This window comes from Nostoc sp. FACHB-888 (genome assembly GCF_014696655.1).
In the GTDB taxonomy this organism is placed as follows: domain Bacteria; phylum Cyanobacteriota; class Cyanobacteriia; order Cyanobacteriales; family Nostocaceae; genus Nostoc.
Genome location: NZ_JACJQM010000025.1, coordinates 1 through 16,678, shown reverse-complemented (window position 1 = coordinate 16,678; position 16,678 = coordinate 1). Strand labels below are relative to the sequence as shown.

The following is a 16,678-nucleotide window of genomic DNA, read 5'->3' as shown; positions in this document are numbered from 1 at the left end:
TAAAATTATTTAAAGAAGGGGGATGAAACAGCTAAAATCGCGTTCTCAAGACTTGCGGAGTTTGTTTGAGAACAATATCACCATTGAATATGTGGCAGAACCCCTCAAACCTATGCCAGTTGATACAGAAGTTACAGAGGTGCTGCATTGGATGCAGGCGAACAATTTTGATGTAATCGGCGTTGAGACAGGAGATACTATTAGCGGTTATGGATAACGCTCTAGTTTAATAGAAGGTAAATCTGGGAAGTGTGGCGACTATCAACGCGTGTTTCATCCAAAAGAACTAATTGCCATTTCCACCCCACTGATAAAGTTACTACCCATTTTGCAACAAACTCAGCGATTGTTTGTTCTGGACTGCAATCAAGTGAATGGTATTGTTACGTGTGGCGACTTGCAGAAAGCACCCGCGCGAATGCTACTGTTTGGTTTGGTAACGCTGCTAGAAATGAATTTGCTGCGGCTGGTAGAGGCAGGGGGCAGGGGGCAGGGAGCAGGGGGAGGGAAAGTCGTAGTGAAGTCCAGAAATTGGATAATTTATTTTTTGGAGTTCCCTTAGCTCATGCCCAAAATTTAGTTAGTGGCTCCTCTTGGACAGAGTTGATTTCTCTAGCAGAGGCGATGGAAACACTGTTAATTCTCTGTGAGGAAGTTGAATGAATTGATTAGCTTTCACTAATATTAATTGGCTGTACGTTAGCAAGCACCACTCTTATCTAACACAACTTTTAAAGTTTTTAAGATTAGAATAATGTCATAAAAGATAGACCACTTACGTTGGTAGTCTAAGTCCATGTGAACAATATCTTCAAAGTTTTTAATACGGGAGCGACCATAAGCCTGCCATTCACCAGTCATACCCGGTTTAACATTTAACCGTTCCCAGTGGTGTCTTGAGTAATGTATCACTTCATTGGGAGTGGGAGGGCGGGTGCCGACTAGGCTCATTTCTCCCACCAGCACGTTCCAAAACTGAGGGAGTTCGTCTAAGCTAGTGCGACGAAGAAACCTGCCTATACAGGTAATGCGGGGGTCATTTTCATTTTTGAATATCTGATCGCTTTGAGCTTCATTCTTAACTAAATGCTTAAGTTGGTCAGCTCCGACTGACATCGAGCGAAATTTCCAAATTCGGAAGTAACGCCCATTCAAAGCACAGCGAACTTGACTATAAAAGATAGGGCCTGGGCTATCTAACTCAATAGCGATCGCAATAGGAATTACTACAATTAGTGTAATCGATAGCCCGACAACAGCACCCAAGATGTCAATCATCCGCTTGGCTTTACTGAGTACAGAAGGGTGAACTGGAAGTTCAGCTTTAGGAACATTATGGGTATCATCTAGAACTGGCATATTAAAATGGTCGGAACTAGAGGTTTTAGACACGGTAATTACACTTTCAGTAGGTAAGTTTATGAACTTAATCGTCTGCACATTTCCTTATTTCAGTAACCTGTAAAAGCGGGAATTAAATTTTTTAGTAGGTTGAGTAAGTAAATATGTAACCAGTCAATTTGTTCTTTAAGATATTTGCAGTGACAGTAGCGGTCAATACTTCATGGTTAAGCATTGAACATCGTTGTTTTTAATGAATGTGTAAGTATAATAAAAGCATTTAATAGGACTTGAGACTTTATTTGTAAGGTTGAGTAAAGACTTAGTAGATTCTACGTATACTTTCGTACACAAATACTGATAGAAAATACTATCTGATGACTAATTAAATTATTTTTTATACAGTATCCTAATGAAGAATAAAATTATCCAGCTAACTATCCGCTTGGCTGTAGCGTACAGATAGTCTAAATTTCATAATAATTAAGTAGGTGGGATAAAACCCAAGTATGTTTGATTTTGTAAAAGCTATGGAATGACCAATTTATAAACTATGCGCTAATTTTATACTTCGTTACATAGCTTGATTTTTTAACGCTGACTTACTTAACCTGAGTTCGGGTTAAGCCAGAAGCTAAAAACCTTACTCTGTCAGGATTGAATAAAACTGGAAGTGATCAAAGCAGGGATTAAAGTGGAATCATTTTGTCAATAAGGTTCACAAATGAGACTATTCTCAAGAATATATCTTATTGAGAATACATGAAAACAGAGTTTTAAACCGAACAACGATAAGTCAAGGTTTTTGAAGACTTCTTATCCCGAACTCAGGTTACTTATGTTTGTTCTGCTTCGGGCACAGCCTCTGTCTGCGACACGCTACGCGTTTGCGTAGCATCCCGCAGAGAACGTAGAGAAATGAGGCAATCGCACTTCTTTTATAACCGCTAAAGCGGCTGTTTAGTAAGCATTTCGCATTTGCGGATCAGTCTAAGATATGAATTATATGAAAAGACATAAAATTATGGTTATTGGTAGCAATGTTACTACCGTGCAGCGCGTCAGCAGTCATTGCCTAAAACAAAATGCAGAAGTTTTTCCGTATTACTGTATTCCCACACTTGAAGAGATAGCTTTGTTTGCACCTCATGTTTTAGTGCTATGCCTGCCTATACCTGAAAAATTCCAGCATCAACTACTTCAGCCTTACATTTTGTGGTCAGAAAAACTCATTAATGACATCTCACCACTGGCTACCACTTTTACAGAATTATCTACCTGTTTACATAAATTCCTCTAAGCTTAAATCAACCCTTGGCGTACGGCTAAAGCTGCTGCTTGGACACGATCATCAACGCTAAGTTTGTTGAGAACCATACGTACATAAGACTTGACGGTTCCAAGTGAGAGGTAGAGTTGGTTTGCAATCTGCTGGTTTGAGTGACCTTGTGCAATAAGTTTAAGAATCTCGCGTTCACGATTACTGAGAATCGGTTCCGCTATTACTTTAGATACAGGAACATCGGGGGCTACAGGGGTTGACCTAAGCATCCGAGCAACTTTTTGAGCTATTAAAGGATCTAAATAAGCACCACCTTGAAGTATCAATTGAATGACGGCGATAAGTTGTTCCCATTCAATGGTTTTAAGGCAGTAACCATCAGCACCGGCTGCAAGCATCCCCATGACCTGGATATCTTCGTCAAAGGCACTTAAGGCTAGAACGCGAGTAGTCAAGCAGCTACTTTTTATCTGCTGGGTGGCTGTAATCCCATCCATTACTGGCAGATCAATATCCATTAAGACTACATCTGGCTGGAGTTGGTTAGCTAATTCAACAGCCTGTTGACCATCCAATGCCTCTCCAACTATACTAAAACCAGGTTCAAGGCTAAATTGCCCTTTCATTCCTCGGCGGATTAAAGCGTGATCATCAACTAATAGAACCCGCACAGTTTTCTCTTCGTCAATCTTAGGCATCATTCTTGCTACATCTGCTTATATTCTATTCATAGTTGCAATCAACGTTATTGATGGCACTTGGGAGAGTAAACCAAAAAGTACTTCCCTCTTCAAGAGAGCTTTCGACACCAATGTTTCCTCCGTGAGCCTCAATAATTTGACGACATAAATACAGACCAAGCCCACTTTTTCCACGATGCCCTCGTCCTTGAATAAAGCGTTGGAACAGCCTTTCTTTAACTTGCGGTGCAATTCCTGAACCATAATCACGCACCGAAATCTGCACTTGGCCTTCTCCATAGGGCGTTATCTCTAAAATAATTTCCCCTTTAGGCTTACTTACCCGCACGGCGTTATCAAGTAAGTTTTGTAAAACCCGTTGAATTTCTAATTCATCACCGTAGACTGTTGGCAGCAGTTGAGAAATTTTACAAATGAAGGCTAACTCACGTGTAGATGTTGCTTTTACCTGACCAATTACTTTAATTAAAATCTTTTCCCAATTCAGGCGATCGCACATTAAACAAGCGCTGCGTGCTTCATAACGGGAGATATCTAAGAGGAGTTCCACAAGTTTAAGCAGATCCTCATTAGCTTCATGGCACTCTTCAAACACTTCCTTCCAAGTGTCATTTACTGGACCAAAAGCTCCTCTGCCCATACAGTCTAGAGTATTACGAGTGGCAAGTAAAGGAATACGTAGGTCGTGAGACAGTGCAGATATCATGTCTTCAAGCTGTTGGTTACGCACCTCAATGCTTTCTTGACGGTGACGAGTCTCATCAGCCATCGCGTTAAGAACTCCAGCTAGTTCGCCGATTTCGTCTTTAGAAGAATGGGAGAGTTGCACTTCCATTTGTCCCGCTTGCCAAAGTTTGCTAACTTGTGTCAATTTCTTTAATGGAAGCTTAACTCGCCGATGCAACAACTGGAGATTTAAAAGCGCTCCTAAAAGAATAACTAATATGCTAAAGACGTTTATCACAGTGTTAATATCATGCAAGCGCTCTACACGAATTTGGCGATCGCTCAAAAGCATCTCTTCGTGCTGAATCAGTTTCTCAATCTCGTTCTGCAAAGAATCGAATAAAGTGCTTTTTGCCACACTATAATTACTGGCAGAACTAGAAAGCGCTTTTTCCTGCAACTCCCTTTGCCACTGGTTATAGATATATCTAATTTTATGGAGTTGTTTTATTTGAGCAGGGTTGTCTTGTACGAGATTGTACAGATAGTTGAAGCTGTTGTGGAAGTTGGGCTTCTTCTCACCATAATCTATAAGATTGGTTCGCCTCTGACTGGAACTTTCTAAAAAACCTTTTTCTTCATTATCTATTACAGCATGAAGTAGACGTTCTCCTTCTCGCTCTACCAATAAAGTATGGGTTACGCAGTTAAATGCTTCATGAGTTAGCCGTGCTATCCAGAGGTTGAAGACTTGCTGTCCAAATAAAAATAACACTAGTACTAAAATACTAGTATGTAGAGGAGTTAAAAAATTACCTTTCCTAGATGAATGAATTAAGAAAGGTATCAAGCTAATAGCTATCACTATTTAATTTACCCACCACCTTAATAACAGTTACCTAACATCCTAATTAAGATCTTAGACTTAAGAACTGCAACAGTTTTGCTAGTATTAAGCTTCCAATGTTTTTATTCAAAAGCCTTAACTGTTCATATATTACATATAAATATCCTTCTTTTTTTAATTTTACTATTAACAACTCAATTGTATTAAATAACGTACTAATAATTATGATGGTATTTTTTTTGGGATAATAATAACACGATACAGGAAAATCAATCCGGTTTTACACAAAATTCATAATTAACCAACTTTGAAATTTAAATTAGAGGTTATTTATAAGTTAAATCTAAGGCTAACATTTTTACGTTGTCCCATAGTATATACCCCTACCGTTAGTGCCAATAAATACTAGCCCGAATTGCTGCCAGCTAGCCTCCATTACATTAGGCTCATTACCGATAGGCTGGTCTCAAAAGCCAATGTTTACCCATGTTCCATTCAACCGCGAGCCAAAAAAATAACATTGGAATTAAAGGGATTAACGGCTAGCCTCTTTCCTAGCGAACGTTGAGTTTCATTGCCGCTCATTGGCAAGTCTATTTTCAGCTTAATCCAGGTTTTACCGCGATCGCTCATACCGATTAACTAAGCTCAAGATATAAAGTAAGTTTACATCTTTACATAAAAAATCACAAAAAGAAATGATATATTTGAATCACTCAGTATTTAAGCCAAATCTTGTATTTAGCGATAAAAGACAAGAAAAACAATGTAGCTTTATTGCTTAAACTTTTAGGAGGTACAGATTAATACGGATAATTGCAATAGATGACTACAATTATCAAAATCAAATATTGGCGAATATATGCTATGAAGCTGTTTAAACTCATTTTCTACATCTCTTCTCACTTTAGGTATCTAGGTTTTTAATAAGGCGACAGGTAGGGTAAACCAAAATGTAGTACCCTCATCGGCGGTACTTTCCACATTGATAGTGCCTTTATGAGCCTCCACAATTTGAAGGCATAAGTAGAGACCTAGTTTATCTATGTTATTTCGGCCACGTCCTTGAATAAAGCTATTAAAAAGGCTTTCCTTATCTAAAGGAGCAATCCCCAGGCTATTGTATCGAACTGATATTTTTACTTTCTCAACTCCAAAAAATGCTACCTCAAGGGTAATTTCCTGGTCTAGACTATTTACTTTTAGAGCGTTTTCAAGTAATATCTGCACAACTTGTTGAATCTCAAGAGAATCACCATATACAATCGGCAGCGAAGAAGCAATTTTGTATTTAATTGCAGACTTTTGTTTCTGAGTACCATTGCTGCGGATAATAGTTTCGAGAAAAATGTTTTTCCAGCTAATAATTTCGCACTTCAATCTTTTATTAACTTCAGTTTTGTAGCGAGATACATTTAATAGAACTTCGACAAACTTCAATAGGTCTTCGTTAGCTTGGCGGCAATCTTCTAGTACATCTCTCCAAGTATCGCTTACAGAACCAAAAGCTCCACCTAACATAGCATATAGAGTACCACGAGTAGCTAGCAGAGGAGTGCGTAAATCGTGAGAAAGTGCAGAAATTAGGTATTTAATCTGTTTGTGTTCATCACTAGTTATACATTGTAGCTTGTATAAATTACGCTTTAATTCCATTTGAGCCATGACTTGACGACTCAACATTTGCAACGCTTCGAGTTGTTCTAAGTTCAGTTGTCGTGGGACATGGTCTATTACACAGAGTGTTCCTAAAGCATATCCTTCCGGTGTTATTATCGGCGCACCAGCATAAAACCGAATATAGGGGTCAGAAGTTACTAATGGGTTGGTAGCAAAACGCGGATCGAGTAGTGTATCTGGAATAATCAAAGTTTCATAGGGCTGCAAAATTGCCTGAGCACAGAATGCCAGATCACGGGAGGTTGATTCAGTGTCTAATCCGACTTTCGATTTGAACCACTGACGAGACTCATCAATTAAGCTGATTAAAGCTATGGGAGTACCACAAATTTGTGCTGCTAAACGGGTGAGATCATCGAAGGCAGCTTCACAAATAGTGTCTAAAATTTGATATTGGCGCAGGGCTTGGAGCCTAAGAGTTTCATTGTGAGTTAATATAATTTCATTCATTAGAAGAGTCTGAAGCAGGATCTGCGTATAGAATAAAGATAAATCCTAAGATTTACTTTTGTCATCTCTATATCGCACGTAAATCTGCTATTTTTAGCATATTAGCAAGCATTTACTCTGTAGGAAGTAAGTATTTAGAAATCAGGTGCAACTAGGTGGATAGCTGAGTGGATAATTTTATTTCACTCTAGAGGATACTGTATGCATTGATGCAATATTGACAATCAGACCGTTTTCTCGTTGCTGTTTAAGAAGGAAACTTTACTGAGTTCGTTCTTAGACAGATATATCCCTCAACATTATTTCTTAGTTTTTTCAGAAATCAAATATGTATGATTCCTATAGTAAAAATATTTACTTTTAGAAAATAAGTATTATTGATATATGCAAGTATAATATCCAAGCGGATAACTTGGTGGATAACTATATATTTGCCTAGGACGGTATCTATAGATAGTATTACTCTTTGAGCTTTCAGAGGATGCTATAGGAGTAAAGATACTTAACTACTTGGTAAAGCGCTCAGTATGTTGGACGTAAAAATACAAGCTTAATTAGCAAAAATTTTTACGTAGTGAAAAGCTACAAGAACCTTGGCGAGGTATACTGAGATTATATAAGTCATGCATAAACCTGTTTTAACTATTTTTTACCAGTTTAATCCTTGGCACTCTACCATTGGAGGAATACAAACACTTATCAATACATTTATTAAATACGCTCCTAGTGAATTTGAGGTGCGACTAGTAGGAACAGGAAGCGATCGCACTCAAAAAGTCAGGAAGTGGCAAGAAGCAGAATTAGCAGGTAGAGAAATTAGTTTTTTCCCGCTATTTACCTTAGAAAATGATAATTTTAGAAGTCTAGTACCAACCACGATAAAGTATACTGCCGCACTGCTGGGGCGTAACTTCACATCGGACTTTATGCACTTTCATCGGCTGGAACCAAGCCTAGCTGCTCTGAATTGGCAAGGCGAGAAAACCCTGTTTATTCATAACGATATTCACTCACAGACTAAGGCAGCAGATGATAAAAATGCGATTTTGTGGCGCAGATTTCCCGCAGCATATTTTGCTCTAGAAAGCTTGCTAGTTCGCCAGTTTAGCCAGGTTTTCTCATGTAATACAGATTCGGCACAATTGTATAGACAGCGTTATCCCAGCATGGGAGATCGTGTTAAATACATCAAAAATTCATTTGATAACGAGATTTTCTACCCCTTAAGTCAAGCAGAACGGGAAGCACAAAGACATGAACTAGCGAAAAGGCTAGGTTTGAGCGAGGAAACACGTTTTATCCTCTTCGCTGGTCGGTTACATCCCCAAAAAGATCCGATTTTGTTAGTACGTGCGATCGCAGCTTTAAAGGAACCACATATTCACTTATTAATCGCGGGTGATGGAGAATTAGCAGCAGCAGTACGTACAGAAATCGCCCAGTTGGAATTATCTAGTCGGGTGACGATGCTAGGAGCAATTCCGATAGAGGAATTAGCGAAGTTACATCGGATTAGTAATGCTTTTATCCTTAGTAGTGCCTACGAAGGTCTACCTTTAGTAATTCTAGAGGCACTTGCCAGTGGAACACCAGTAGTTACAACTAAGTGTGGTGAAACTCCAAAGTTACTAGCGCCTGACAATGGAGTTGTTTGTGAAGTGCGATCGCCAGAGTGTTTAGCAAATGCTTTGCACCAAGTAATACTACATCCAGAAAACTACCCAAGTGTGTCCTGTGTGCGTACAGCACAGCCGTATGCTGCGCGTAGTGTTGTGAGGGATGTTTACAGCCACATGTTTACTCGCTGGGAGAAGCGAAATTTTCTAGCTATTAGTTAGTTGTAGGAATTAGCACTTAAGTCAAATACAAAGACTGATTGAAGAAAATTAATGATATTGAGCTAAACCCATAAAACAACATTAAAGATGTATTTAGTATCAGGTTGTACACCTTTTTTGAGCGTAAATTTTGACTATGAAAATTGCTGTAATCGGTGCAAAAGGTCTACCTCCAAAGCAGGGTGGAATTGAGCATTATTGTGCGGAACTTTATCCCAGGATAGTTGCACAAGGCCATTCTGTAGATTTATTCGCTCGTTCCTCCTACACTCAAGGTTCTTGGCTTGAAAATTATAACTATGAGGGCGTTCGAGTTATATCTCTACCCAGTGTGGATTTTAGAGGGGTAGATGCTTTTGCCACTTCAGCATTGGGAGCGATCGCTGCCACAGGCAACAAATATGATATTGTTCATTTCCACGCTCTAGGTCCATCTTTATTTACTTTTTTACCCAGAGTTTACAACTCTACAAAAGTAATAGTTACCTGTCACGGATTAGACTGGCAACGTGCAAAGTGGGGTAATTTTTCTACTCGCTTAATTCAAATGGGAGAGAAGGCCGCAGTACGTTTTGCCCACGGACTAGTTGTAGTATCAGAAGCGTTGCAAACATACTTTTTGCAAACTTACAGTCGAGAGACAGCGTATATTCCTAACGCTCCCGCCAGCTACGGTGAGTCAGACCCCAATTTTACCTATGGCACGCAGTTAGGTCTTTGGCAGGGGCGCTACATTATATTTTTGGGCAGACTTGTACCAGAAAAGCGCCCTGACTTGCTTATCGACGCCTTCTGTGCACTAAAACCATCTGGATGGAAACTTGTTCTAACTGGAGGTGTTAGTGATACTAAATCCTTTACCTCAAACCTATTAGAAAAGGTTGCAAATAATCGAGATATAGTATTTACTGATGAACTCCGAGGCACTCGTCTTTGGGAAATTGTCCGAGGAGCAGGATTATTTGTCCTTCCTTCTAATTTAGAGGGACTTCCTCTGTCGATGCTAGAGGCTATGCAAGAAGGTATACCGATATTAGCAAGCGATATCCCACCCCACCAGCAATTGATTAATGGGGAACGGGGAATGCTTTTTGAATCTGAAAATTTAGATTCTTGTATTAATTCCCTACACTGGGCAATTCATCACCCACAACAACTAGCAGTAATGGCTAAGAATGCACAAAGGTATGTGCAAATGAATTACAATTGGAACCGGATTACTGCTGACAACCTGAAACTATATGGAGACATTTGTGGCATAGCTAGTAAATCTAGAATTCAAAAAGAAGAGGAGCTATCAATTATAGAAAGCTAAAAGATAGTGATTATAACGAAAACACGTAGTTTTTACCTAGGCAAATTCTTAAAATAATCACAAATTAATAAAAATACCTAACGGAAGATTCAGTATTTGAAAAAACAATCAAAATGACCTATTCCACATTCAGTGAAAAGTTACGAATTTAGATAAAATTTTTTGTAATACATTCTTTAGGCTTTGCATGAAAACTAAGGCTCGAGCGGTATCACTAGACTCTTTGGAAATCGACTTGCAGCAATACTGGCTGATTTTAAAGCGTCGCTGGTTTCCTACTATAAGTGTTTTTTCGTTCGTGCTGATGTTGTCGATGTTATTTGCTTCTTTGCAAAAACCAGTCTATCGAGCACAGGGGAAGTTGCTGCTGAAAGTAGACCGAATTGCTTCGCTCACGGGTGTAGGCACTGACTTAGGAGAATTTTCACCTTTGACTTTGCAAAGTAGCCCAATGAAGACCGAATCAGAAGTACTCCTATCGACTCCTTTGTTGGAACAAGTAATTACTCAACTCCAGTTACAGGAGCAAAACGGCAATCTGTTGAAACCAGCCGCTTTACAAGATCGATTAGAGGTGAAACAAATTCCCGGGGCTGATGTGTTACAGCTTTCTTTTAATGAGAGTAATCCTCAAACTGCCGCAGCAGTAGTAAATCAACTAATGCAAGCCTATATTAACAACAATATTTTGACAAGCCGAAAACAGGCGGCAGCGGCGCGGAGAGTTATTGCTGAACAACTGCCCAGAAGCGAAAATACAGTGCAGCGAGCAAATAGAGAGTTGCGTAATTTCAAAGAACGAAATGGCATTACCAATCTAGAAGAAGAATCCAAAGCTTTGGTAGCAAGTGCCGCAGAATTAGAAAATGAAATTACGAAAGCCCAAACACAGCTTGCCGATGCTAATTCTCGGTTAGCGTCCCTGCAGGATAAAGTGGGTTTAAGTAGTGATGCAGCGATCGCTGTAAGTTCCCTCAGTCAATCCCTTGGCGTGCAGCAGGCACTCAAAGAATTTCAAGAAGTCCAGAGTCAGTTAGCAGTTGCGCGATCAGTTTATCAAGAGCAGTCGCCCATAATTGTTAATCTTAAAGAAAAAGAAGCTGCGCTTCAAGCAATTTTGCAGGGACGTACCAGTGAAATTTTAGGCCGTTCCAACGTATCCAATAGAAACTTACAGATCGGTACAATTGAACAAGAACTGATTCAAAAATTTGTTAATACCGAAGTAGAGCGACTAGGCTTAACTAGTCAAGTCAAAGTACTTTCCAATACCAGAGAACTCTACCAACGGCGTTCCAGACTTTTGCCCAAACTAGAACAGGGGCAGCGAGACTTACAGCAACGCTTGGACGCAGCGCAATCAAGCTACGAAACTCTGCTGAAAAAATTCCAAGAAGTGCAAGTCGTAGAACAGCAGAATATGGGTAATGCAAGCATTGTTGAGATGGCTTCAGCTCCAGAGAGTCCTGAGGCAAAGAAAAAAATGCTGACGCAGGTACTAGGTGGATTATTAGCAATATTAGCAGCTCTCATCACTATGATGGTGCTGGAAATTAGTGACAGATCGGTAAAAAGCGTTAAGGAAGCGCGGCAGCTATTTAATCATCCTTGGCTGGGATCGATTCCTCAGTTTGGCAAGTATACATTACCTCACAGTAAAAATCCTGACTGGTCAACTCCTACCTTACCAGTACGAGATTTTCCGCGATCGCCTGTTAGTTCTGCTTATCGTTTATTGCAAGCAAATTTGAAGTTCCTGGATGTAGAAAAAGAGCTAAAAACCTTGGTGGTAACCAGTTCGGTGCCAAAAGAGGGTAAGTCTACTATTTCGGCAAATCTGGCAGCTACAATAGCTCAACTCGGTCGTCGCGTTTTGCTGATTGATACTGATCTACACCATCCCCAACAACATCACATTTGGAACTTAACGAATGCGGTTGGATTAAGCAACGTAATTGTAAAACAGATTAACTTTGCCGACGCTGTCAACAAAGTAATGGAAAATTTGGATGTGCTGACTTCGGGTGTGATTCCTCCCAATCCTTTAGCAATCCTGGATTCCAAGCCGATGAAGGCATTAGTTGCCTCTGCCGCTCAACAATATGATTTCGTCATTCTAGATGGCTCGCCTCTGATCGTTGAGGCCGAAGCATTGACTTTAGGTAAGATGACTGATGGAATGTTGTTAGTTGTGCGACCGGGAGTGCTTGATTTTGGTAGTGCCAATACCGCCAAGGAATTATTACAGCAATCTGCACAAACCATTCTCGGCATAGTTGTTAATTGTGCTGCCTCAGAAACTGAATTTAACCGATTTATTTATTACAAGCAGGATGAGCCTGAATTACTCAATCCGGCTACTCCACCAGGATTGAGTGATTGAACGACAAGCATTCATTGAAAAATTATGAACCTACGATCCCAAGTCCTGCATGGAGGTGTCTATCTGGCTATTCGTCAGGGGATAGGCATGGTCATTAGTTTAGTCGGCGTCCTCCTTCTTACCCGCGCCATTGGTCCAGAACAATATGGTCTCTATGCTGCCACATTTGGTCTTTTCAGCTACTTTCAAAATATATGCCAGCTAGGAATTGTCATATATTTAGTACGCCACAAACAGGAAGATAGCGAGATTGTTTACCATCAAGCATTTACCCTGCTATTTATCATGAGCCTATGTGGGCTATTGCTAGGTAAATTGGCTATTCCACTGATTGAAAATTGGGTTCGATTGCAAGGCTTTGGACTCATTTTTCAGGCTTTATTGTTAAGCTTGCCTGTGGTACTACTGAGCCAAGTACCCTTGGCTCGACTAGAGCAACAACTTGATTACAAGCGAATAGCCTGGATGGAATTAGTGGGGCAGCTTGCTTACTTTGTGTTTGCACTAGCAGTAGCTTTTAAGGGAGGTGGTGCTTGGGGACCTGTAGTCGGTTGGTGGGCACAACAACTTCATATGCTAATTCTCTTCTTTTGGTGTACTCGATATAAACCACGCTTTTGTTGGCAAGCAAATCTGGTCAAGAAAATGATTGGGTACAGCCTGGGATATTCAGCATCAGTATGGGTATGGCAGCTGCGTTATCTCGTAAATCCACTCATTGTAGGGCGTTTTCTAGGTGCAGAAGCTGTGGGTTACGTGGCGTTAGCAAACCGCATAGCAGAAATGTTAGGGTTCGTTAAGACTGCTACCTTCCGTCTCTCGATCGCAGCTCTAGCACGTCTCCAAGACGATCGCAATCGTCTGGTTCAAGCCATTACAGATGGAATGAAGCTACAAATCCTAGCGTTAGGCCCATTGTTGACAATTGTTGCTTGGTTAGGCCCCTGGTTTATGCCATTGATGTTTGGCCCCAAATGGCTTCCAGTAATGGAAGTTTACCCCTTTATTGCGGCTAGCCTACTGGCAAATAGTCTATTTACCCTGCATTCTTCAGCGCTCTTTGTTCTCCATCGTAATTGGGGAGTTGCTGTTTTTCACATCATCCATATTGTCTTATTTTTTGGGGCAGCCCTGCTCTGGCTTCCAAGGGTAGGATTAGTCGGTTTTGGTTGGGCAGAACTCTCAACAATTGCAAGTTATGGCATAATTCATTCTTATTTAGTGCGTAATGTAAATAGCCCAGATTACCGTTTTGCCGGATTGTTGGCTATTGCCTTTGGACTGGCATTGTTCCCTTATCAATTGGGATGGTGGGTTGTGCTGGGTTTAGTCGTTGTTTTGTTGTTACCAGATACGCAGCACAAGTTAATTGACCTCTGGAAAAGCTTCAGGAGTGCTAGAAATGCAAGTTAGCTTTCATGTATCATCCATAATTGATGCCAGAGCGTTCCATGATTTGAGATATTTTAAAGGATCTTCGGTCAATTCAAAACTTAAATCATACAGAGGTTTGTAATTTTAAGAGGAATTTAGTGATGGATAAACAACCTCTAGTCAATATTCTCATCAACAACTATAACTATGGGCATTTTTTAGCAGATGCGATCAACAGCACACTGGCGCAAACCTACGCTCACATAGAAGTCATTGTTGTCGATGATGGCTCGACGGATCACTCACGAGAGGTCATTGCCAGTTACGGCGACAAAATTATTCCTGTGCTCAAAAAGAATGGGGGACAAGCCTCAGCCTTCAATGCAGGATTTGCTGCCAGTCGAGGAGATATTATTTGTTTCTTAGACGCAGATGACACTTACAAACCTGAAAAAGTATCTGAGGTCGTTAATGTTTTGAAGAACTATCAAAATAGCTATTGGTGTTTCCATATGCTGCAATTTATTGATGCAGAGCTTAAAACACTAGTAGATAGCCACTACGATAATCAACCTTTAGGCTTAGTGTATGACTATGATTTGAGAGAAGATATGTGTCGAGGAAGAATCCGAGGAAAACTTGCATTTTCAATTCCTGCCACCTCTGGGCTTTGCTTTACTCGGTCTTTACTACAACAAATTATACCCATGCCAGAAGCAGAAGGAATTAGCATTAACGACTGCTATCTACAATTTACATCTCTTGCCTTAGCACAAGGTTTTGCGATAGCAAAAAAGCTTTCTTTCCAGCGAGTTCATAAAAATAATAATCTTACCCGCAACACAAATGCACAAGCAGTTGTTGCAAAAATTCATTCTTCTACGGCTTACGCAATGAGGAGCAACTTTCCTTTTCTTTTTAAATTTACCGACAATTTTCTTGCCGACGGTTTAAGTAATTACTGGCGTAGCAGTTTCAGGGATAACAGTACAAGAGACATTATAGACAAGTATTTGATACTTACTCCAGTGCGAAGAAGGATATTAATTTATGCTAAAGCATTTTACTACTATTTTAAAACTAATCATTAAATGAAATTATTGGTCAATCTACTACTAACTTAGATGAAAAGATTGCAGTCAAAACTCTAACAAAAATATCCAAAACAGTAGGAATAGAAAAAACAAAAGTATTTATGAACATACAAAAGATGGTTGCTACGGGAGACGGCCTATTCTTACAACGCTACCGTCCCTTATTTGAAACACTTTCATTAGAATGTGAGCAGTTAGAATATTTACCTGGTGACGAGCCTTTAAGATTTCCACTATTGAATAAGGTTGCTAGGCTATTGAATAAGCTGATTTATGTAATTTCCCCCGTTCAAAGTGGAAAACACCAGAAAAACAAGCAAACATTTATCACAAAATCAAAACGGCTTGAACATAGTATTTACCAGTTAGAGTACAAGCCAGATTTCGTACTGCATATATTTAGCATGTATTGTCCGTTTTGGGAACGATTTGACATCCCCTACGGTATGTATCTGGACTACACTATGTCCTTGGTTCACCGTAATTGGAAGCCTTGGGCCCCATTTGCAAATTCTCAAGATTTTCAAGCCTGGAAAAACTGTGAACGTTTAGCTTATGAGCGCGCTTACCACCTTTTCGCCATGAGCGATGTTGTCAAATCATCGCTAATAGTAGACTACGGTATTCAACCTGAAAAAATTACCGTTGTCGGTTCCTTTGCCAATCGTCATACTGTGTATGAAGGTGAGAAACCCTTTGGCACTAAGCAAATTTTATTCAACGGTGCAGAGTTTGAACGCAAAGGTGGTGAAATTGTTTTAGCTGCTTTCAAGTATGTGAAGAACATTATACCCGAATCCAGACTAGTCATTATCGGTAAAAAGCTGGCTGTTCAACAGGACGGTGTGGACAATCCAGGACGAATTGGTTCTTTAGAAGAAATGCGTCAGTTGTTTCTGCAAACTGACCTAGTGGTTGCTCCCGGACTATGCGATCCGTTTCCATCGTTTATTATTGAGGCTATGAACTATGGTATTCCTAGCATTGTTTCAACAAATGATGGGATGCCGGAAATTGTTGATAACGGACTTAATGGGATTGTTGTCGATTCGCTGACACCAGAGTTGCTGGCAGAGAAGATCATCTATCTACTAAATGATATTCCAACACTTACTGCTATGTCTGAGCAAGCCCGGCAGAAGGTAAAAACTCAGTTAAACCGTCAAAAAGTAGCAGAAAAAATTATGCAAGTTTTATCGAAAGATTGATTTTTTTGAGTATGCAAAAAATTCTTGAAACTTTAGACAAAGCATTTATTGTTATTAGCCTATTGTACTTTACATCAACGCTGAATTTTTTTGGTGGGATATCAAGTGCTGATAATCCAGCTCTAAGAGACTCAGGTGATGAGAATAGTGCTGTATTGAGTTTGATGCAGTATGTAATTTTAGGAATTACATTTCTGCTTACCTGTATTCGTTCTCAGCGTATCGCTTATCTTGCTAGTAAAAGAAGGTTTTTATGGGCGTTGGTAGCTCTGGCTATTCTCTCGTTTTTATGGTCTCCAATACCTGATGTCACCTTAAGAAAAGCAATTGTTTTTTTAGGTTTAATCTTGTTCGGTCTTAACGTTGCTGCCCGCTATACATTGGAAGAGCAATTGCGTCTTTTGTGTATAACAATGGGGCTGATTATTTTGATTAATGTTGTATTTACTTTATCCCTACCATGGGCAGCGATTGAAAGTGGTGAACATCAAGGTGCATG

11 protein-coding genes and 2 pseudogenes are annotated in these 16,678 nt (G+C 39.9%); 9 read left to right on the top strand and 4 right to left on the bottom strand.

The window, feature by feature from the left end; genetic code table 11:
- Positions 1 to 22 precede the first annotated feature (22 nt).
- A pseudogene (locus H6G26_RS17235) lies at positions 23 to 663 on the top strand (hypothetical protein).
- Positions 664 to 699: 36 nt separating this feature from the next.
- Here H6G26_RS17235 and H6G26_RS17230 read toward each other — a convergent pair.
- Positions 700 to 1,359, bottom strand: a complete 660-nt coding sequence (locus tag H6G26_RS17230; RefSeq protein WP_190730466.1) for a sugar transferase — start codon at positions 1,357 to 1,359, stop codon at positions 700 to 702.
- Positions 1,360 to 2,347: 988 nt separating this feature from the next.
- On the opposite strand from H6G26_RS17230, the gene H6G26_RS17225 reads away from it, so the two are divergent.
- Entirely contained in the window at positions 2,348 to 2,641 is a 294-nt protein-coding gene (locus tag H6G26_RS17225) for a hypothetical protein (RefSeq protein WP_229561654.1), read from the top strand.
- Positions 2,642 to 2,643: 2 nt separating this feature from the next.
- Here the strand turns inward: H6G26_RS17225 and H6G26_RS17220 are convergent, their stop codons facing one another.
- The 3 genes from H6G26_RS17220 to H6G26_RS17210 form a co-directional block, all read right to left on the bottom strand.
- Positions 2,644 to 3,324, bottom strand: coding sequence for a response regulator transcription factor (locus tag H6G26_RS17220; RefSeq protein WP_190730408.1), 681 nt, complete (start codon positions 3,322 to 3,324; stop codon positions 2,644 to 2,646).
- A gap of 22 nt (positions 3,325 to 3,346) precedes the next feature.
- Positions 3,347 to 4,765 carry an ATP-binding protein gene (locus tag H6G26_RS17215; protein WP_347242472.1) on the bottom strand — a complete coding sequence of 473 codons (1,419 nt, stop codon included), beginning with the start codon at positions 4,763 to 4,765 and terminating at the stop codon, positions 3,347 to 3,349.
- Between the two features lie 987 nt (positions 4,766 to 5,752).
- Positions 5,753 to 6,967, bottom strand: a complete 1,215-nt coding sequence (locus H6G26_RS17210; RefSeq protein ID WP_190730407.1) for a GAF domain-containing sensor histidine kinase — start codon at positions 6,965 to 6,967, stop codon at positions 5,753 to 5,755.
- Positions 6,968 to 7,590: 623 nt separating this feature from the next.
- On the opposite strand from H6G26_RS17210, the gene H6G26_RS17205 reads away from it, so the two are divergent.
- The 7 genes and pseudogenes from H6G26_RS17205 to H6G26_RS17175 all read left to right on the top strand — a co-directional run.
- Positions 7,591 to 8,805 carry a glycosyltransferase family 4 protein gene (locus H6G26_RS17205; RefSeq protein WP_190730406.1) on the top strand — a complete coding sequence of 405 codons (1,215 nt, stop codon included), beginning with the start codon at positions 7,591 to 7,593 and terminating at the stop codon, positions 8,803 to 8,805.
- A 136-nt stretch (positions 8,806 to 8,941) separates the two neighbouring features.
- The gene (locus tag H6G26_RS17200; RefSeq protein WP_190730405.1) at positions 8,942 to 10,120 is read left to right on the top strand and encodes a glycosyltransferase family 4 protein; all 1,179 of its coding nucleotides are present in this window, start codon (positions 8,942 to 8,944) and stop codon (positions 10,118 to 10,120) included.
- Positions 10,121 to 10,307: 187 nt separating this feature from the next.
- A complete protein-coding gene (locus H6G26_RS17195) occupies positions 10,308 to 12,503 on the top strand; it encodes a polysaccharide biosynthesis tyrosine autokinase (protein ID WP_190730404.1) in 2,196 nt (731 codons plus the stop codon).
- 24 nt (positions 12,504 to 12,527) lie between these two features.
- A complete protein-coding gene (locus tag H6G26_RS17190) occupies positions 12,528 to 13,916 on the top strand; it encodes an oligosaccharide flippase family protein (protein WP_190730403.1) in 1,389 nt (462 codons plus the stop codon).
- A 122-nt stretch (positions 13,917 to 14,038) separates the two neighbouring features.
- A complete protein-coding gene (locus tag H6G26_RS17185) occupies positions 14,039 to 14,968 on the top strand; it encodes a glycosyltransferase family 2 protein (RefSeq protein ID WP_190730402.1) in 930 nt (309 codons plus the stop codon).
- Positions 14,969 to 15,072: 104 nt separating this feature from the next.
- Entirely contained in the window at positions 15,073 to 16,179 is a 1,107-nt protein-coding gene (locus H6G26_RS17180; protein ID WP_190730401.1) for a glycosyltransferase family 4 protein, read from the top strand.
- A gap of 11 nt (positions 16,180 to 16,190) precedes the next feature.
- Positions 16,191 to 16,678, top strand: a pseudogene (locus H6G26_RS17175) (hypothetical protein); the annotation flags it as partial.